We start from the raw sequence: 18,975 nt of genomic DNA on the forward strand, positions 1-18,975 counted from the left end.
TGCCCTCCGCTCACTTCTTGGAGCGCGTGGGCCGTTTTTCGACGGACTGCCATGCAGCACGCGCAAGCACCGGGATGGCCGCACGCAAGTCCGTCTTCGTCCGTCCCGCGAGCCAGTCGCGCACCAGTTCCTGTGCGGGCCCGCGAAGGATGGCGAGGAAGAGCTCGAAGGACATCTCCTCGAACGCGCCGTCCCGGACGTGCGCCTGCCACCAGTCCTTCATCTGCCGGAAGAAACCCTTGTTCTGCTCGCGGATGCTCGCCTCGGCCGCGACAACCGCCGCGACGCCTCGCGCGCCCATGAGGAAGCGCGTCGCATCCGGCCGCGCCAGCGACCACTCCAGGTGATGGCGAACGAGCGCCTCGACGCCCTCCCGGGCTCCCGGCTGAGTCTTGAGCACCTCGACCACCCCTGACTGGTACTCGCCCAGGACGTCCATGTAGAGCGCCGCCGCGATGGCGTCCTTGCTCTCGAACAGGTGGTAGATGCTGCCCGTACTGGCCCCCGAGCGCTCGCGGATGGCCGCCAGGGTCGTCCCCTCGACGCCCCGCTCCAGGAAACACTCCAGCGCCGCCTTGAGGACCTCTTCTCTCCGGTGACCCGGGTTGCGCATCCCTCTACCCTACATTAGAACATCGATCTAGAACGATATTCTACACAGCCGGGAGGCCGCCGTGGAGTCACTCATGGAGATGGGTCAGCAGGTGCTCAAGCAGCAGGCGTTCAGCACGCTGATGGGGACCCGGTTGGTGCATCTGACGAAGGGCGAGGTGGTTCTGGAGCTGCCGCTGCGCGAGGAACTGCGTCAGCAGTACGGCTTCGTGCACGGGGGCGTGCTCAGCTACATGGCCGACAACGCGCTCACCTTCGCCGGGGGCACGGCGATGACGGGGCCCGTCATCACGTCGGAGTTCAAGATCAACTACGTCCGTCCGGCCCAGGGCTCCATGCTCATCGCACGGGCTCGCGCGCTGCACGCCGGGCGCAGACAGTCCGTCTGCCACTGCGAGATCTTCGTCGTCACGGAAAAGGGCGAGACGCTGGTGGCCGTGGCCCAGGGCACCATCGCCGCCATGGCGCCTCGCGAGGAGTCATGAACTCCGCAGCGGCGCCCGTGCCGCAAGGCCCACCGAGCACAACGCCAGCGCTTCACGAGCAGTGGCCCCGGGTGCGCCAGTTGTTCTCCAGGGCCTTCGCCAGCTCCCTGCACTTCGCCATCGCCAGCGTCGATGCGCGAGGAGCACCCCACGTCGCGCCCATTGGCTCCGTGCTGCTGGGTGAGCCCGGGCGCGGCATCTTCTTCGAGGTCTTCGCGCGGCAGCTCCCGGCGAACCTCGCGCGCGATGCCCGGGTGAGCATCCTCGCCGTGGACAGCGGCAAGCTGTTCTGGCTTCGCTCACTCTTCGCGGGGCGCTTTGCCCGCCCACCCGCGCTGCGACTCGTGGGGCACGTGCTCGGCCCTCCTCGACGCGCCACACCCGAGGAGCAACAGCGCTTCGCGCGACGCGTGCGACGACTCCGGTGGCTCAAGGGCCACGCGCGACTCTGGAGCCAGCTCGAACATGTGCGGGATTTCGAGGTCGAACGAATCGAGTCCGTTCACCTCGGGGCCATGACGGCGGGCCTGTCGTAACGGCCCACCCGTCACCGCCAACCAACACCCTCGGGGCCCCGTGAGCACGTCGAGCGCGCATCACGGGCCCTCAAAGGGGCTTCAGCTCACAGCCACTTCGGAGACTGACGACGCGGAGGCGGCTCGGCCGCCTTCACGGGAGTCGGCGCCGGACCCGAGGACCGCGACGGAGCGCTGCCCCCACGCGACGGAGCACCGCCACCGCGCGACTGCTGTCCACCACCACGGCCCGAACCAGAGGAGCCGCCACCACCCCGCGCCGAACGGCCCGCCTCGGGACGCCCCTGGCCTCCGCCACCACCCCGGCGACGGCGTGACGAGCTACCGGGCTGGTTGCCACGGCCGCCACCACCACCGCCCTGCCCGCCTCGCGACTGCCCACCGGAATTCGAGCTGCGCGCGACAGGCTCGTCCACCGAGGCCGAGGCCCCAGGACGCGGCGCCGCGAGGCCCGAGCGGTACGGATGCTCCTCCACCACCGGCACGCTGCGGCGGATGGTCCGCTCGATGTCGCGCAGGTACGCGCGCTCCTCGCCGTCGCAGAAGGACACCGCGGTGCCCGTCGCTCCCGCGCGGCCCGTGCGGCCGATGCGGTGCACGTACTGCTCCGGCACGTTGGGCAGGTCGTAGTTGACGACGAAGCTCAACCCGTCGATGTCGATGCCGCGCGCCGCGATGTCCGTGGCCACCAGCACCCGGAGCGCGCCGTTGCGGAAGTCGTCCAGCGCACGCTCACGCGCGTTCTGGCTCTTGTTGCCGTGAATCGCGGCGGCCGTGACACCGGAGCCCTCGAGCTGCTTGGCCACCCGGTTGGCGCCGTGCTTGGTGCGCGTGAAGACCAGCGCACGCTCAATCTTGCCGTCCTTCAAGAGGTGCGTGAGCAAGCCGCGCTTCTGCTCGCGCTCCACGAAGTACACCTGCTGAGCAACGGTCTCCGCCGTGCTGGAGACCGGCGTCACTTCCACCCGGATGGGGTCCGTGAGGATGTTGCGAGACAGGTCGACAATCTCCGGCGGCATCGTCGCGCTGAAGAAGAGCGTCTGCCGCTTCGAGGGCAGCGCCTTGATGACCTTGCGCACGTCATGGATGAAGCCCATGTCCAGCATGCGGTCCGCCTCGTCGAGCACGAACACCTCGAGCGAGCGCAGCGACACGTAACCCTGGTCCATCAAGTCGAGCAGGCGACCAGGCGTCGCCACCAGCACATCCACGCCGCTCTTGAGCGACTGCACCTGCGCGCCCTGGCCCACTCCGCCGAAAATCACCGCGTGGCGCAGCGGCAGGTTCTTGCCGTACGTCGCGAAGCTCTCGCTCACCTGCCCCGCGAGCTCTCGCGTGGGAGTGAGCACCAGGCAACGCACGGGACGCGCGCCCCCGGTCGGCGCCTTGGCGGACAGACGCTGGAGAATCGGCAGCGCGAACGCCGCCGTCTTCCCCGTGCCCGTCTGGGCCACGCCGAGCACGTCCTTCCCAGCCAGGGCGTGTGGAATCGCCTTCATCTGGATGGGCGTAGGCGTGGTGTACCCCTCCGCCTTGACCGCGCGCAGGAGGGTGTCGTGAAGCTGCAATTCGTCGAAAGTCATGGATTCCTAGTCGAAGTGAGTCTGCTTCCTCGCCAGGCAAGGAAGCCCGCGCAGCGAGCCCAATCGAGTTCAATATCGAGGGCACCTGGCGGTGCGCGGTCCGGCCCGGCCGGCCGACCCGCTTGAGAATGTCGGAGAACAGGGGGGTCCTCCCGCCCATTCCACGCATTCGGCCGCGGACCCTGCCCTCTCCCGGGACGGATGTCCCGTGAAATCGAGCCCTTGACAGCCGCTTTTGTGGGGTGTCGGGCGAACGAAGAGGGCCCCGAGGCGTACAGCCCCGGGGCCCTCCTCACCCTTCCGTCATGCCCGTGCTTCGGACAGTGATGCCTGGAGCACTTCTGGCAGGGGCTCATACGTCCCCAGCCGCATGCTGGCCTGGGCCCGGCCCTGCGTCCTGCCCCGCAAGCCCGTCACGTAGCCAAAGAGGCTGGCCATGGGCACCCGCGCGGACACCACGCGGGCATTGCCCCGCGTCTCCATTCCCAGCACCCGGCCCCGCCGCGAGGCCAGGTCTCCCAACACCTCGCCCACGTACTCCTCGGGCGTGGTGACCTCCACGTCCATCACGGGCTCCAGCACCTGCACGCCCACCCGCCGCACCGCCTCCTGGAGCGCCAGGGAACCGGCCATGGAGAACGCCTGGGGCGTGGAGTCGCGCACGTGCGTGTCTCCATCCACCAGCCGGACCTCCACGTCCACGAGCGCCACGCCGTCCCGCACGCCGCGCTCCATGGCACCCGCCACACCCTTCTGGATGGCGGGCACCAGCTCCCTCGGAATGGAGCCGCCCTTCGTGTCGTCCACGAAGACGAGCCCCGCGCCACGCGCCGCCGGAGCCACGTCCAGCACCACGCGCGCATACTGTCCGGGCCCGCCCGTCTGACGGACGTGCCGGTACTCCTGACGCACGGCGCGCTTGAGCGTGTCGCGGTAGGCCACCTTGGGCTGTCCCACGCGCGCCTCCACGCCGTACTCCGTCCTCAGTCGGTCCACGACCACCTCCAGGTGAAGCTCACCCATTCCGGACAGCAGCACCTGGCCACTCTCCGGGTCCACGCCCACGCGCAGCGACGGGTCTTCCGCCGCCAGGCGATGCAGGCCCTCTTCCAGCTTCGGCAGCTCCGCGGGTGACTTCGCCTCCACGGCGAGGTGCACCACGGGCTCCGGGAAGCCGAGCGACTCCAGCACCACGGGTGCCTCGGGGTCGCTCAGTGTGTCTCCCGTGCGCACGTTCTTCAGGCCGAGCGCCGCCGCGATGTCTCCCGCATGGACTTCCGAGACCTCCTCCCTGCGATTGGCATGCATGAACATCAGCCGACCCACGCGCTCCCGCTTGCCGGTGGCGGGATTGAGCAGGACGGTGCCTGCGCGCAGCGTGCCCGAATAGACACGCAGGAAGACGATGTTGCCCACGTTCTTGTCACTCATCATCTTGAACACCAGCGCGGCCGGAGGACTGTCGTCCGTTGGCTCGCGCGAGGCACGTTGCTCCGTGCCCGGAACGAGTCCCTCCACCGACGGAAGGTCCGAGGGCGCGGGCAGGTAGTCGACGACGGCGTCCAACAGCATCTGCACTCCCTTCTTCTTGAACGCCGAACCGGCGAGCACCGGCACCAGCGTGCGCGAGAGGGTTCCCGCGCGCAGCGCACGCACCAGGTCGTCCTCGGTGATGTCTTCCAGACGCCCGTCCACGAACTTCTCCATCACCGCGTCATCCACGTCCGCCGCCGCCTCGATGAGCCGCAGCCGCAACGTCTCCGCCCGCTGCCGGACGTCCTCCGGCACGGACAGCTCCTCGCGGTACTCACCGGCCTCTCCGTCGAAGTGGAGGGTCTTCATGCGCACCAGGTCCACGAGGCCACGGAACTCCGACTCCTCGCCCAGCGGCAGCTGCACCGCCACGGCGCGAGCGCCCAGACGCTCACGGATGGACTCCAGGCTCATGACGAAGTCCGCGCCCACCTTGTCCATCTTGTTGATGAACGCGATGCGCGGGACGCCGTAGCGGTCCGCCTGACGCCACACCGCCTCCGACTGGGGCTCCACGCCCTGGCTCGCATCGAACACGGCCACCGCGCCATCCAGCACGCGCAGGGAGCGCTCCACCTCGATGGTGAAGTCCACGTGTCCCGGCGTGTCCAGGATGTTGATGCGATGAGGCGTGCCCGCGGAGGGCCCGTGACGAGGTGACCAGAACGCGGTGGTGGCCGCGGAGGTGATGGTGATGCCGCGCTGCTTCTCCTGCGGCAGCCAGTCCATCTCCGTGGAGCCATCGTGCACTTCTCCCGTGGAGTGGATGCGACCGGTGAAGAACAGGACGCGCTCGGTGAGCGTCGTCTTGCCCGCGTCGATGTGCGCCATGATGCCGATGTTGCGGTACCGCTCGATGCGAGTGCTGCGGGACATAAAAGACTCCTGTTCCCGTCGGGCAGCGAGGCCCACGGGTGGTGATGGATGAGAGAGGAGCCGGTTGGAGACACGACGGGCGTGGAGCCGTCAGGCGCACGCACGCGCGACATGCCGGAGGGGCTCGAAAGGCCCGCTCAGGGACGCGTGAGGACACACGACGGCTCAGACGGAGCCAGGGCGGAACCGGGCTTCACGACACGCGGGAACCAGCGACCCGCGCACCGGAAGGACTCCGGCCCGCCTGCTCAAATGTCGAGCAGAACCTCGTGACGGGGGGAAAGGCACACGTCCGCCGCCGGCGCGGGGAAGCGCGCAATCAGCAGGGCAGTGAAGGAGACGGGCCTCATGATGCGTATGAGTTAAGACAGACGACTGCCATTGTCAACTCACGGCCCTCGATATCCCCTGAAGCCCCGTGCGCAACGCGCGCGCGGCCCGCGCATCGGCGTGGCGACTTCAGGGGAAGAGGCCTGGCTCAGAGCCCGGCGTCCTTGCAGAGGTCGTCCTGCAACTCGGTCAGCGCCTTGCGGGCGCGCATGGGCTGGCAGGTGTTTTCCAGGAAGTAGGCGGAGCCGCCCACCGTGGCCGCCTTGAGCTTCGCGCCCAGAGCCACCCAGCACCGCTCGAAGGCCACCTTCTTCGCCTCCGCCGCGCGAGCGTCCGCCACGGGCAGGTCCAGCGCCGCGAGCACCGTCTCCCCGAGCGCCTCGTCCTTGCAGACGCCGGAGTCCTTCCGCTCCCCCACCGCCATGGCGAAGAGGGGCATCGCCACGTATGCGAAGCGGCCTTGTCTCACGAGCCGGGCGGCCTTCAGCGCGGACTCCGGCCCCGTGCCCACCGCGAGCTGCTGATACGTCTCGACACAGTCGCGCCCCTCCTGCGCGAGGCAGCGCTCCAGCCCCTTCACCGCGCTCGCGTCACGCGCGGCGGTGTAGGGAGTGGCCTTGGCAAGGAAGGCATACCGCTGCCCCAGGGTCCGGGCCTTCCGCGCGGCGGCGAACGGCTCTTCGTCGGTGGGCGTCGCCGCTTCGACCTCCGCTGTCGCGGCATCCGTCACCAGATTCCGCCACGAGTCCGTGCGCGTCGCGGCGGGAACATCCTCCGCGCGCTCGAGCAACTCCGCCCAGGCCTTCTGTGAGGCCAGGGCCTGGAGGTCCGCGAGCGTCGCCGGGGGCCGGGCCGCGCCCACCGTCGACACCAGACACGTCAGCACCACCGCGCGTCGAATCATCGTCCGAGACTCCTGCCGAGGAACGCCGCCCCATCGGCCGCGCCCTCGCGGTGGGTGGTGAAGACGAGCGTGGACCCGCTGCGATCCAGCGCGAGCGCGGGACCGAAGCGACACGTCAACGCCGTGACATCCTTCAGCGCGGCACAGCGAGCCCGCGCCTGGGTGAGCAGCGGCGCACAGGCCGCCCAGACATCCACGTCCGCCATCACATCGTCACTGAACGTCTTCCAGTCGAAGGTGAAGGTCGCCGTCGTGCCACACGCACCGCGCAGCGCCGTCAGGGCCTCGGCGGCGCGCGCGGTGTACTTCTTTTCCAGGTGGGGCCACGCCTTCTTCTCGAAGGCGGCGAGCCTCCCCGACTCACGTTGCAGGGAATGCGCGGTGAGCACCTCGGAGGCGGACGCGCGCTCCGTCGCCTCCGGGTTGAACCGCACGCGGAAGGCAGGCTTGCCCGGAAGGAAGACGTCGTAGACACCGCTTTCACGCTCGGACGCCAGCACCCAGTCCGCGCCGCGATGACGGGCCACGTAGTCGACACCACCGCGCGTGCCGCGCACCTGGCAGCGCACCGCGAGGCCGTCATGTTCGGAGTCGGCGCCCCGGACCTGGAGCACCGCCTCCGACGACTCGCGCGGAGCCAGCGCGACGACATCCAGCGTCTGACCATCCTTGCCCCGGTACACCTTGAGGGACAAGGCATCCAGGGACTCCGCCGCCACGGCCCCAGAGGACAGGAGCAGCGTGAGCACCATCGCCAGCTTCCGCGCCATACTCAGTTCAGCGCCTTCTCGAGCACGGCCTTGGTGTTGTCCTCGATGTTCGTGTGGTCCTTCCCCATGCGGTACGTGAGGGTGCCCTTGTCGAGCGAGATGTTCGCCTGCGTCGCCCCGTTGACGCTGGTGTCCTTCTTGTCCGCGGGCTTCACGCCAGCGAACAGGCACGACAGGCTGGTGACCTTCTTCGCGATCGACTTCTTGTACGCCGGGCGCTCACAAAGGCTCGTCACCCCGTTGATCGCCGCTTCACAGTACGAGCTGAAGCTCGTGCCCGACCAGTCCTCCGGCTTGAAGTTCTGGAAGTCCGTCTTCACGGCGAGCTTCGTGCCGCACTTTTCGTTGGCGGCCTTCAGCGCCTCGGCGGTGGCCTCCTCGAAGGAAGCCTTGGCCTCCTCCTGCGCGGGCTTCAGGTCCTCCTCGGCGAAAGCGGACATCGACAGCAGGGTCACGACAGCGAACACGAGCTTCGAAGACATGCGGTGTCTCTCCTTGAAGTAGCGACATTCGCGAGTTTCGAAGTCTCCGGCTCCTGATGCAAGATTGGCCGAGGTCAACCCTACCTACCAGCGGGGGTGCCCCTCAGATGCTGAGAGCCCGCACGCGCGCGGCGAGGTTCTGGGTGAAGAGCCGGTAGATGCGCAGCGCGGCGGCCTCGTGCGTGTCCAGGTAGTGCTGGAAGCCGGCCCGGGTGATGCGCAGCGCTCGCACGGCCGTGCGCGCCTTCACCCGCGCGGACACGGGCGCGTCCTGGACCAGCGAGATTTCTCCCAGGTACGCCCCGGGCCCCAGCGTGTTGAGCCGGCGCGCGTCGTCCTCGGTGCCGCTGAAGACATCCACCGTCCCCTCCAGCAGCACGAAGAGGCCCACGCCCGCGGCGCCCTTCTCCAGCACCACCGCGCCCGCGGGGATGAGCACCTGACGGGCCACGCGATACAGGTCCTTCATGTCGTCCAGCGACAGCTCGCCGAAGATGGGAATCGCCTTGAGATACCCGTACCCGTTGGCCTCGGGTGAGGAGCTCTGGGACGGCAGCCGCGCGATGACGGCCTCCGCCTCCGCGTCCATGCCCATTCGACGCAAGAGGCGCGCCTTCTCCGCGGCCAGCGCCGGGTCGCCTCGCGCGACCTCCGAGCCCCGCATCGTGTCCGCGAGCAGTGCCAGCGCCCGCCGCGTGAAGCCCTCCGCGTCCAGCAACATGCACATGCGCAGCACCGACTCCACGTGCCGCGCGTCCCCCGCCGGCACGCTGCCCAGCGCCTCGACCTCCGCGTGGGGTTGGCCCAGCTCGCGGTAGATGAGCGCGGCCTCGTACGGACGACCCAGGCGGACCAGGCACTGGGCCACCGCCTCGCGCGAGCCCAGGCCCCGATACACCTCCAGCGCCCGCTCCAGCGCGCCACCGCGCTCGAAGGCCGCGGCGGCCCGGTCCGCGTCACCCGCGCGCAGGAAGGCCTCCGCCGCGTCCACGTACTGGCCTCCCTGGACGTAGAGCGCCGCCATGCGCGCATCCTCGCCACAGCCCACCAGGAGCCGCGCGGCACCGGAGAAATCCCGAGCCCACCGCAGCACCTCCGCCAACCGCTGGCGCACCTCCGGAGGCGTCAACGCCGCGTCACGCAGCAGGCGTTCCCGCTGCGCCGCGCCCAGCTCCTCGTAGAGCCGCGCGGCCGTCGCGGCCGACTCCAGCCCCATCAGGGATTGCAGCGCCTGGAGCGTGCCCTCCGCACCAGCTCGTTCCCCGCTCGACTCGGGCACTTCCGACTCGGACCCCGCCATTGCGCGTCCCCCTGGCCGGGAGATGAGACCCCCACGTCGACGACCCTACCCAAGGGCCCCGACGTCCCGGCAGACGTGCGCCGGCTATATCACCCCTCGTGGTGCCCCGGAGAGGCGGGTTCATGGGGTCCGCGCGCGACGACGGCGGCGCGGGCTTCAGCGGACGACGATGAGCTCCGTGTCGAAGATGAGCACCGAATACGAGGGAATGGCGCCGGGGCTGCCCTCCGCCCCGTACGCCAGCGACGAAGGGATGACGAGGCGCCGCTTGCCGCCCACGCGCATGCCCGCGATGCCCTGGTCCCAACCGTCGATGACCCGTCCCTGCCCCAGGATGAAGTCCAGCGGGGACTTGCCCTCCGACGAGTCGAACTTCTGACCGTCCGGCAGCCAGCCCGTGTAGTGCACATAGACGCGCCGGCCCGCGGTGGCCGCGTCGCCCGCGCCCGGCTCCCCGAGGTCCTGGAGATAGAGGCCGCTGGGCAGCAGCGTCATCGCCGCCAGGTCCACGTTCAGGCTCTCCGCGTACGTCACCTTGGTGGGGTCGCCATTGTCCGGGTTGCCCAGCGGCGGCGTATTGGGGTCCTCGCTTCCACAGCCCACCAGGGGAAGGAGCAAGGCGCAGAGCAGGAGGGAGCGAAGCATGGGGGTCCTCGAGAAGAAGGCCGGAGTCCGGCGATGAACGAGCCCCAGCCTGCCCCGGAGCGGCGGCCCGCGAAAGCAGAAGCGTGACCGCCTGCCTGCCGACACGGGCACCACACCCGTCGCGAAATGCACGGGCGCCCCCGACAGGCTTCCGCTATGCAGGAGCGCGATGCCACGCTGGCTCAGCCTCCTCGTCTTCTTCGTCCCGGTCCTCTCGCTGCTGGCGACCGCGCACGTCTACCTCTACCGCCGCCTTGTCCGAGACCAGACCGCGCGACGGGGGCTGCGCCTCGGCGCCCAGGCCCTGTTCGGCTTCGGCTTCCTGGGGGCCGTTGGCTTTCGCTTCCTCGGCGCGCTGTTTCCCTCCGAGTTCGTGCGCATCCTGGGAATCGGCCTGCTCGTGTGGATGGGGCTGGTGTTGTACCTGCTCCTCTTCACGCTGGCCGTGGAGCTGGTCCAGCGCGCGGTGCGGTGGCGCGTCCGTCGCGCCGCGGCGCCCCTGGAGCAGCCCTCACAGCCCCCTTCTCCCGAGCGCCGGGCCATCCTCACCGGAGGCCTGGCCGTGGGCGCGGGGCTCGCGGGCGCCGGCGTGAGCACGTTCGGGGCGTGGCGCGCGTTCCACCCACCCGACGTGCGCGACACCCCCGTGCGCCTGCCCCGGCTCCCCAGGGCCCTGGATGGGTTCTCCCTGGTGCAGCTCACCGACATCCATGTCGGAGACGTCCTCCAGCGCCACTTCGTGGACGAGCTGGTGGCGCGCACCAACGCCCTGAAGCCAGACGTCATCGCCATCACCGGCGACCTGGTGGATGGGTCCGTTGAGAGCCTGGGTGCCTTTGTCGCCGGCTTCGGAAGGCTGCGTGCCCGGAATGGAGTGTTCTTCGTCACGGGCAACCATGACTACTATTCTGGCGCATCGTCATGGGTGGCTTTCCTGGAGACTCTGGGCATCACCGTGCTGCGCAACCGCGCCGTGTCCATCGGCGACACGGGTGCGTCCTTCATGCTGGCGGGCGTGGACGACTGGAGCGCGGCCCGGATGGGCGAGCCCGGGTACGACCTGGATGCCGCCCTGCGCGGAGTGAGCCCGGACCGGGCCTCCGTCCTCCTGGCGCACCAGCCGTCCAACTTCGACGAGGTCGCCCGGCGCGGCGTGGGACTCCAGCTCTCCGGCCACACCCATGGCGGGCAGATGTTCCCCGGCAACCTCGTGGGCGACGCCATCTGGGGCAGCCGCAACGCGGGCCTCAGCCGCACCGGCGACTCCCAGCTCTACGTCAGCCGGGGCTGCGGCTTCGTCGGGCCCCCGATGCGCGTGGGAGCACCGCCGGAGATTGCTCGGCTGGTGCTGCTGCCCGGGTGAACACTCCCGGCGCGGCGCTCGACATCGTCCGTGATTCCGCCGGGTTGAGAGTGAAGGACCGCGCGAACTCCGCGCTGGAAACACATTTCAGGGCGGGCCGTCCATGAGCCGGGTGATGGGGAGTCCCTCGGACGAAGAGCTCATGGAACGGTTCTGCGACGGAGCACCAGACGCCTTCGAGGCCCTCTTCGCTCGGCATTCCGGCCGGGTGCAGGGCTTTCTGACGCGGATGGTTCGCGACGGCCCGCTCGCCGAGGACCTCTTGCAGACCACGTTCCTGTCCGTCATCCGAGCCCGGGGCCGCTACGAGCCCGGAACCCGCTTCATCCCCTGGCTGATGACCATCGCCGCCAACGCCGCGCGAGACACCCTGCGTCATCGCCAGCATGTGGAGTCCTACTCCTCGGGCGAGGGCACAGCGGGCCCCACATCCGCTCCCCCACCCTCCGGGGACCCCTCCCTCCGCCGGCACCTGCTGGACGCGCTACAAAGACTTCCCCCCGACCACCGCGAGGCCGTGGTGCTCAGCAAGGTGGAAGGCTGGTCGTTCGACGAGATCGCCGCGCTCCGGGGAATCAGCGCGGGCGCGGCACGACTGCGGGCACACCGGGGCTACGAAAAGCTCCGTGAGCTCCTCAGCGGGCTGGGAGAGGCGTGATGAAGGCGCCCATCGACATCGATGCCCTGCTCAACGAGACGCCTCGCACGGACGGCGCCTCGCTCGAACGCGCCCTCGCGAGCGCGCGCGGAGAGCTGGCCCTGCGCGAACCCGTGCGTCGCTGGCGCACGCAGGCCGCGTGGCTGATGGCTTCGTCCGGAGGCCTGGCCATGGGAGTCGCCGGAGTGATGCTCGCCAGTGGCGCGCTCACGGGCTCCGCGCTGCTGGAGCGTGTTCCCCTGCTGCTGCTGTTGCTGGCGACGAGTGCCGTGTGCGCCTGGGGCGCGCTGTCTCCACGAGGGCACGGGTTGCGTCGAGGCGGCGTGGGGCTGGCGATGGCCTGCGCGGCGACGCTCGTGCTCGCGCGGGGCTCTCCCAGCACCACACCTTCGCTGCCAGCCTGGGTCTGCACGGTGAGCCACCTGGCCGTCGGCGCCGCTCCGCTCGTGGTGGCGCTGTGGATGCTGCGCGGCGCGGCCTTCCAGCCCCTGCGTGCCCTGAGCGCCGGGCTGTCCGTTGGGACGACAGGTGCCTTCGTCGGCGAGCTGGCCTGCGAGCAGGACTGGCGTCACGTCGCCAGCTACCACCTGTTCGCCTGGGGGCTCATCTGTGTGATGGCCCTCGTCCTGTCACGTCACCTCAAACCCCGCTCCTACGCCCCATGACCCTGGACCCCTCTCTCATCGTGAGCACTGACGTGGACGGAGCGCCGGTGCGAATCGGAGAGCCCGTCACGGTCATCAGCGCGTCGTCGGACGGAACCATCAGCCCGGGCTTCCTCGGTCGCACCGGCACCGTCGTGGCCCTCGTCTACGACGACCCTGGCCTCCAGTACCCCTCCGACCCGCTCATCCAGGTGCGTGTCGACGGGTTGGGCGAAGACCTCTTCTTCCCGGACGAGCTGGAGCCCCGGTGGGCCCTGCAACGCGCCGCCCGCCAGCACCGCGAGGACCGCGAGCGGACCGTGCCGGGAACGCATCGCGTGCAATAGCCAGCACCGCGACAAGCCAGGGCGACAATTCCTGGATTATCAAATTAAGATGAATTGCAGGTCAGGACTCACCCATACTCCCTTGCCACTCCATCGGAGGGGCCTCCGCGCCGGTGGGACGTGCCCGTGGCGGAGGCTGAACGCAATCGGGGGAGTCCATGAGAACCGTCATCCTGAAGTGGGTGCTGCTGGTCACCTGCCTTCAAGGCCCGTTGGCCTCGGCGCAGGCGCAGATCTCCGTCTGGCATGCCTTGAATGGACAGACAGAGGCAGCCTTCAACAGCACGGTCCAGCGCTTCGAGGACAACAATCCCAGCCACACCGTGGCGGTGTCCCAGTTCTCCAGCCAGGAGGACCTCTACACGAGCCTCGTGGTCGCCGTGGCCGGCGGCAACGCCCCGGACGTGGTGGTGGGCAATCACACGATGGCGCCCGCGCTCCTGGAAGCCGGCATCGTCGCGCCCTATTGCATCCCCGGTGAGTGCCCCGAGTGCGAGTCGGCGAATCCTCCCCGTTGGTGCGCCTATGCCTCCAATGGGATCTACAACGACTACTCTTCCTACAGCGACTATGGAGGCTTCGAGGCGAGCATGATTCCAGCGCTTCAGCTCGACTCCAACCGCTGCGTACAGGAGGACTGCGCGGAGTGCGCCGCCCCCACCCCGACAGGCATCGCTCGCCCCCTGTACTGCGATTACATCCATCGGTCCTCGAACCTCGACATCTTGCAGGCGGGGTTCGCGGTGTGGAACGACGAATGGGAATGGGTGTTCCCCATTGGCAGGCCCGCCTGGTGGAGCCACCTCGCCTACGCGGTGGACCTGAGCTGGCTCGAGCAAATGGGCCTCGAGATGCCCGCGACGATTCCCGACGCGGAAGAGACCCAGTCCCACGCCAGCGGCATCCACGCCTACGACCTGGATGGTGAGTACTGCGGCACCGTGCCCTACCGATTCAAGGTGCCCGGGTGGGTGGGTGGCCCTCTTCCAGACCCCTGGGAGAATGCGAACATCTTCATCGTCCCCTCCGAGCAACTCGCGTTCCTGTCCGAGCACCGTCCGGGATTGCAAGCCGCCGTCATCGAGGGCCACCGACCGGAGATCATCGTGACGGGCGCCTTCGTGCTCTCCACCACCCAGGAGCGGAGCGCCGCGCTCGAGTTCATGTACGAGCTGGGAAGTGACGAGACGCAGCTCGAGGGCGCGCTGGGCACCACGTTCCTGCCCACGAACAACGGGGCCTTCGAGAACACGTTCGACCTGGTGCCAGGAGTCCGGGACTCCGCGCTGGGTGGAGTGCTCGCTCCGACCTACCAGCAATAGTCCGACGCCGAGGGCATAGTCAGGGGGTGGTGACATCCCCTGACGACGCTCCGCGCCCGCTGGGTCGAAAGGCCTACGGCTCGATTCCCCACCTGCCCGGCTCCCGCACCGGCCCCGCGGACAAACACCTGTCGCTGGAGCTTGCGCGAATCTGCACCGAGCGCCTCCGCGATGCGCGTGATTCCGTCATCGTCCTGGAGAAGCTGGACGGCTCGTGTGTCGCCGCGGCCCGACTGGGAGACGAGGTCATCGCGCTGGGACGCGAGGGTCGGCTCGCCGCCCACTCTCCCAACGAGGCTCGTCAACTCTGGTCCTCGTGGGTCTCTACCCACGCCGAGCGCTTCAAGGCCGTGCTCCAGCCCGGCGAGTGGCTCGTGGGCGAGTGGCTCGCGCTCGCCCACGGCACCCGCTATGCGCTGGCGCACGAGCCCTTCGTCGCCTTCGATTTGATGCGCCAGGGTGCTCGCCTGCCCTGGGCCGATCTCACCTCGCGCGTCCGAGCGGGTGGATTCACCACGCCGGGCGTCATCCACGAGGGTGGCCCCCTGAACATCGACACAGCGATGGCACTGCTTCCACCCGGCGGGTTCCACCACGCCCTGGACCCCGTTGAAGGGGCCGTGTGGAGGCTCGAGCGCCAGGACGGCGCGGGTGTCAGGGTGGAGCTGCTGACCAAGTATGTCCGTCGCGACAAGGTGGATGGGAGCCTCCTGCCGGAGAACACCGGGCGTCCCGCCATCTGGAACTGGCGCCCCGCGGCGCTCCCATCGAAGGACGTGCTCCCGTGACTCGGGCCCTCTTCGTCACCGGTAACCAATACAAAGCCGACGAGGTCTCCCGCCTGCTGGCCGGCCTCGACATCACCTGGAAGAAGCTCGCCCTGCCGGGGCTCACCTCGGCGGAGGACGGCACTTCCGCCCCGCTGGACCTCGGCGGCATCGCGAAGCGCAAGGTGCTGGCCGCCCATGCACACCTCGGCGTGCCCTGCTTCGTGGAGACCACCGCCCTGGAGCTGGACGACGGAGAGTGCTTCACCGGCGCCCGCTTCAAGAAGGAGCTACTGGCCCTGGGTGAGCGCGCCTTCTTCGCGAAGCACGGCGGCCGTCGGGGCCGCACCCGCGTGGCGGTGGCCTTCTCCGAGGAGGGGGGCCCGGACCGCGTCACCCTTTTCGAAGACGCCATCGAAGGCATGCTGCTCACCGCGCCCCGGGGCGCCGGTGGCTACGGCTGGGACGGCGCGTGGTTGCCAGACGGCTACCAGCGCACGCTCGGGGAGATGGCGCGCAACAAGTTCTTCCTCAACATGCGGCACCGCCCCTACCTGGAGCTGGCCGACCGACTGCGAATCGCATCTCCGGGTGGCGCTTACGAGGCGCACCTCACCGTCTCCGCCCGCACCGAGGAGGACCTCCAGCGCTTCCGCGCGTTCTGCGACGCGGCCTCGGTGAAGTGCATCTTCATCGAGCTGGGTCGAGGCGCCGAGCCCTTCCAGCCCATGACGGCCTCCTACCACCACGGCACGCTCCGACAGGCGCTGGAGGAAGTCAGGGGCATGGCGCGCGCGCTCGCGAGCGAGGGCTTCGACGTGACGCGCATGAAGCTGGAGGCCCTCGGCAAGAGCCGCGACATGCCCGAGGACGATGAGACCGCGCGCGCCCAGCCCGCCAACTACTTCGAGTTCCACGTGAAGGCCCTCATCCCCGCGAGCGGCGAGGGACTGGACACGCTGCATGCCCGCTGCACGAGGCACGGCGCCCACCTGTCACGCAACGCACGCAAGCTTCGCGAGGACGGCGCCAGCGAGCGCTTCGTCACGCTCCGCGTCCACCACATGGGCAAGGCGAACGCCGACGCACGCTTCAACGCACTCCTCGAAGACCTCTCCGGGCTGGGCCTGACGCTGACGCAGCGACTGCGGGAGTTCACCGTCTACGACTCCAACCTCGGGCTCGACCGGGGCTGGCTGGAGACCGCGCCGTGAGCGCACACACCCTTCCCCTGCGCGCGGGAATCGCCGTCCTGCGCCGCCTCGCGCACTCGCCCGACGCACCTGAGCTCGTCCTCCGGGGTGGGCTGATGATGCGCCGCTGGAGTGGCCCGGTGCCTCGCCCCGTCGAGGACCTCGACTTCCTCGCGGGCTTCCCCTTCGACACACGCGAGTCCGTCGACCGGCTGGAGCGACTGCTGCGGGATGACACCGGAGACGGCTTCACCTTTGGCGCCCTCCGCTCCGAGGTCATCTGGGAGGAGACGGAGTTTCCCGGCGTGCGCGTCCACGTGGAGACTCAGTTGCCCGGGGTGCAGTCACCCTTCGAGCTGCGCATCGACCTGGGCTTCGGCGACCCGATGGAGCCTCCCCCTGAGTGGATCGACTACGAGTCCTCGGACGCGGTTCCCGCACACGTCCTCGCCTGTCGCGCGGAGACACTGTTCGCGTGGAAGGTGCATGGCCTCTTCGAGCGCGGCAAGGGCCGCTTCCGCCCGAAGGACCTCTTCGACGTGTACCTCCTCACGCGGTACGCGCCCCTGGACGCCGCGCTCCTGCCTCCCGCGCTGCGCCTCGCGTTCGACGCACGCGGGGACTCGCTGGCGCTGATGGAGCGGCTGGTCGACAACGACTTCGGTCGCAGCCCGTGGAGCCTGGAGAAGTGGGCGCGCTACCGGGCCAGTGAACCGGAGGGACGCCCCGAGCAGCTCGCGGACGTGGTGACAGCCGTCGCCCAGGCGCTGCGCCCCGTGTGGGAGGTGGCGCGAGCACTACCGCCCTCGCGCCCCGAAGTCGCCCGCCGTGTCAGTACGACGCGGTGAGGCCCCAGTGGATGCTGGAGTACGTGTCTTCGGCCACTCCCCCGTTGTCCCAGCCCGTCCGCGTGCCAGGGCCACTGAAGGTGTCCTTGTAGCGCGACACCTTGAAGCGCACCTGGTAGCCGAACGGGCCCCACAGCTCGCCGGCCACGCCCAGCTCCGCTTCCCAGCCGAACGTCGACACCGAGGTACCGTAGTCACTCACTTCCAGGTCCAGCGCTCCGCCCTCGTCGTCGAAGCCATGGCCGGGCTGAGGGCTGATGAAGAGCTGTCCCGCCGCCTCCAGGCGCACCTGGCGAATCAACGGCACCGACACCTCCAGGCCCACCGCGGGGTACAGGCGATGGGTGCCCGACAGCGGGCTGTCCGCGGACTCGTCCACGTCGAAGGAGCGCGTGAGCAGGCCCGCACGCGCGCCCGCGTAGCCGAGCAACTGCGACGAGCCCAGGCCGAAGTAGTAGCGATACATCGCCTGCGCGGTGAGGACCGAGTCGGTGGCCACCACCTCGCGCGTGACGGACTGGCCCGCGTCGTTGAACAGCGTCACGTTCGTGGACGCGTACCCGCGCCGATAGCCCAGCACCGCGCCCAGGCCCCGCAGCGGCGAGGCGTGTCGGGCCAGCGGCAGCAGCTCCAGCTCCGCGGAGATGCCCAGGTACGGCACCGTCGACTCGTAGTCCGAGCGGTCCCCGAGCTGCTCGTCCTCGCTCTTCCGGTCGAACTCGTCGCAGGACTTCACGCCCGGACGCGCGCAGTACTTGCGCCACGTCGTCGTGCCACCCAGCGTGAGCCGGGCCAGCGGCGGTCGCACGGGCTCATTGCCCACCGTGCCACCCGAGCCGGTATCCAGCGCCACCTCGAGGAACGGGTCCGTGGTGGTGTGCGACTCCGGATCCTCGTCCATCGGCGGGGGACCGTCCGTCGGCTGCGGACCGATGGCCACGACCTCCGGCGTCTGCTCAGGCACCTTCGCGGGGCGCTCCGCCGGGGGAAGCGGCTTCGGCGACTCGACGGGGCGCTCCGCGACGGGAGCGGGCACCTCCGGCCTGGGAATCATGATGGAGCCGCCCTCGCCCGGGGCGGGCGGCGGCGTCTTCGGCGGCGGGGCCTCGGCCACGACGGGAGGAGGCGCCACCGGCTCGGCGGGCTGGATCGGCTCGGTCGGAGTGACACTCGCGGGCGGCTCGAAGGCGCGGGGAGCGCCCGACAGCGACTCGACAACGGCGAGCACTGCGCTCTTCGCCTCGGAGGAAGACAGCTTGCCTCGGGTCAGCTTCACGTCCTTCTCACCGAGCACGGCGCCGCTCGCATCCAGCACTCGCACCGTCAGGCCCGAGGGGCCCACCGTGCCCGTGACGGCCGCGTCCAGCTTCATCCTCGGCGCCACGGCGACGAGCCCTGCATCCGTGAAGAGGGCGGCGCCCTTCAGCCCGTCCTTCTTCGCCAGCGTCGCGTACTGCTTGAGCGACTGCACCTTCACCTGCTTCGCGCGGCGAAGGGCGGACTCGAGCTGTCCGCGCACCTTGCCGCCACGATCACCCTCCACCGTCAGCACGACGAGGCGCTTGGGCTCCTCCTTGGGCGCGGCCGCCTTGCGAGTCTTGGCGGCCTTGGGCTTTGCCTTCGCCTTGGGCGCCACCACCTGGGCTGGCGCCGCGCGCTTCTTCTTGACGACCTGCGCCGACGCCCCCGGAGAGGCCAGCGCCACCGCCACGAAGAGCACCAGGCCCCAGCGAACCATCGCGTGTTGGGTGTTCATCATTCAGGAGTGGAAGGTTCA

19 protein-coding genes are annotated in these 18,975 nt (G+C 69.5%); 10 read left to right on the forward strand and 9 right to left on the reverse strand.

What is annotated here, in order from left to right; genetic code table 11:
- Positions 1-10 precede the first annotated feature (10 nt).
- Positions 11-613 carry a TetR/AcrR family transcriptional regulator gene (locus HUA74_RS25485; RefSeq protein WP_174456637.1) on the reverse strand — a complete coding sequence of 201 codons (603 nt, stop codon included), beginning with the start codon at positions 611-613 and terminating at the stop codon, positions 11-13.
- Positions 614-686: 73 nt separating this feature from the next.
- Between HUA74_RS25485 and HUA74_RS25490 the strand changes: the two genes are divergently transcribed.
- Positions 687-1,097 carry a PaaI family thioesterase gene (locus HUA74_RS25490; protein WP_141645634.1) on the forward strand — a complete coding sequence of 137 codons (411 nt, stop codon included), beginning with the start codon at positions 687-689 and terminating at the stop codon, positions 1,095-1,097.
- The gene (locus HUA74_RS25495) at positions 1,094-1,633 is read left to right on the forward strand and encodes a pyridoxamine 5'-phosphate oxidase family protein (RefSeq protein WP_174456638.1); all 540 of its coding nucleotides are present in this window, start codon (positions 1,094-1,096) and stop codon (positions 1,631-1,633) included. The genes HUA74_RS25490 and HUA74_RS25495 overlap by 4 nt, the downstream gene beginning before the upstream one ends.
- Before the next feature lie 86 nt (positions 1,634-1,719).
- Here HUA74_RS25495 and HUA74_RS25500 read toward each other — a convergent pair whose 3' ends face one another.
- From HUA74_RS25500 to HUA74_RS25530, 7 genes are all read right to left on the reverse strand, one after another.
- Positions 1,720-3,216: a DEAD/DEAH box helicase gene (locus HUA74_RS25500; protein ID WP_174456639.1), complete on the reverse strand. Its 1,497-nt coding sequence runs from the start codon at positions 3,214-3,216 to the stop codon at positions 1,720-1,722.
- A gap of 303 nt (positions 3,217-3,519) precedes the next feature.
- On the reverse strand, positions 3,520-5,625 hold the full coding sequence (fusA, locus tag HUA74_RS25505) for an elongation factor G (protein WP_174456640.1): 2,106 nt from the start codon (positions 5,623-5,625) through the stop codon (positions 3,520-3,522).
- 478 nt (positions 5,626-6,103) lie between these two features.
- Positions 6,104-6,859, reverse strand: coding sequence for a hypothetical protein (locus tag HUA74_RS25510; protein ID WP_174456641.1), 756 nt, complete (start codon positions 6,857-6,859; stop codon positions 6,104-6,106).
- A complete protein-coding gene (locus HUA74_RS25515) occupies positions 6,856-7,629 on the reverse strand; it encodes a hypothetical protein (RefSeq protein WP_254625250.1) in 774 nt (257 codons plus the stop codon). The genes HUA74_RS25510 and HUA74_RS25515 overlap by 4 nt, the downstream gene beginning before the upstream one ends.
- A 2-nt stretch (positions 7,630-7,631) precedes the next feature.
- On the reverse strand, positions 7,632-8,111 hold the full coding sequence (locus HUA74_RS25520; RefSeq protein ID WP_174456642.1) for a hypothetical protein: 480 nt from the start codon (positions 8,109-8,111) through the stop codon (positions 7,632-7,634).
- A gap of 103 nt (positions 8,112-8,214) precedes the next feature.
- Complete coding sequence (locus HUA74_RS25525) at positions 8,215-9,411, reverse strand: cyclic nucleotide-binding domain-containing protein (RefSeq protein WP_174456643.1); 1,197 nt, start codon at positions 9,409-9,411, stop codon at positions 8,215-8,217.
- A 156-nt stretch (positions 9,412-9,567) separates the two neighbouring features.
- A complete protein-coding gene (locus HUA74_RS25530; protein ID WP_141645612.1) occupies positions 9,568-10,056 on the reverse strand; it encodes an FKBP-type peptidyl-prolyl cis-trans isomerase in 489 nt (162 codons plus the stop codon).
- Positions 10,057-10,225: 169 nt separating this feature from the next.
- On the opposite strand from HUA74_RS25530, the gene HUA74_RS25535 reads away from it, so the two are divergent.
- The 8 genes from HUA74_RS25535 (at position 10,226) to HUA74_RS25570 (ending at position 17,198) form a co-directional block, all read left to right on the forward strand.
- Positions 10,226-11,419 (forward strand): metallophosphoesterase, encoded by a 1,194-nt coding sequence (locus HUA74_RS25535; RefSeq protein ID WP_141645611.1) that lies wholly within the window; start codon positions 10,226-10,228, stop codon positions 11,417-11,419.
- A 115-nt stretch (positions 11,420-11,534) separates the two neighbouring features.
- Positions 11,535-12,077: an RNA polymerase sigma factor gene (locus tag HUA74_RS25540; protein WP_174456855.1), complete on the forward strand. Its 543-nt coding sequence runs from the start codon at positions 11,535-11,537 to the stop codon at positions 12,075-12,077.
- A complete protein-coding gene (locus HUA74_RS25545; RefSeq protein WP_174456644.1) occupies positions 12,077-12,742 on the forward strand; it encodes a DUF1109 domain-containing protein in 666 nt (221 codons plus the stop codon). Before HUA74_RS25540 ends, HUA74_RS25545 begins: the two co-directional genes overlap by 1 nt.
- On the forward strand, positions 12,739-13,068 hold the full coding sequence (locus HUA74_RS25550; protein WP_174456645.1) for a Carotenogenesis protein CarS: 330 nt from the start codon (positions 12,739-12,741) through the stop codon (positions 13,066-13,068). Before HUA74_RS25545 ends, HUA74_RS25550 begins: the two co-directional genes overlap by 4 nt.
- A 158-nt stretch (positions 13,069-13,226) precedes the next feature.
- Positions 13,227-14,390: a hypothetical protein gene (locus tag HUA74_RS25555; RefSeq protein WP_174456646.1), complete on the forward strand. Its 1,164-nt coding sequence runs from the start codon at positions 13,227-13,229 to the stop codon at positions 14,388-14,390.
- A 29-nt stretch (positions 14,391-14,419) separates the two neighbouring features.
- A complete protein-coding gene (locus HUA74_RS25560; protein WP_174456647.1) occupies positions 14,420-15,178 on the forward strand; it encodes an RNA ligase family protein in 759 nt (252 codons plus the stop codon).
- Complete coding sequence (locus HUA74_RS25565) at positions 15,175-16,371, forward strand: non-canonical purine NTP pyrophosphatase (protein WP_174456648.1); 1,197 nt, start codon at positions 15,175-15,177, stop codon at positions 16,369-16,371. The genes HUA74_RS25560 and HUA74_RS25565 overlap by 4 nt, the downstream gene beginning before the upstream one ends.
- Positions 16,368-17,198, forward strand: coding sequence for a nucleotidyl transferase AbiEii/AbiGii toxin family protein (locus HUA74_RS25570; protein ID WP_174456649.1), 831 nt, complete (start codon positions 16,368-16,370; stop codon positions 17,196-17,198). The genes HUA74_RS25565 and HUA74_RS25570 overlap by 4 nt, the downstream gene beginning before the upstream one ends.
- On the opposite strand, the gene HUA74_RS45860 is transcribed toward HUA74_RS25570, so the two are convergent.
- Positions 17,182-18,957, reverse strand: coding sequence for a hypothetical protein (locus tag HUA74_RS45860; protein ID WP_254625251.1), 1,776 nt, complete (start codon positions 18,955-18,957; stop codon positions 17,182-17,184). The two genes, HUA74_RS25570 and HUA74_RS45860, sit on opposite strands and share 17 nt — an antisense overlap.
- Between the last annotated feature and the right edge of the window lie 18 nt (positions 18,958-18,975).

Origin of the sequence: Myxococcus sp. CA051A (assembly GCF_013336705.1) — a bacterium.
Taxonomy (GTDB): domain Bacteria; phylum Myxococcota; class Myxococcia; order Myxococcales; family Myxococcaceae; genus Myxococcus; species Myxococcus llanfairpwllgwyngyllgogerychwyrndrobwllllantysiliogogogochensis.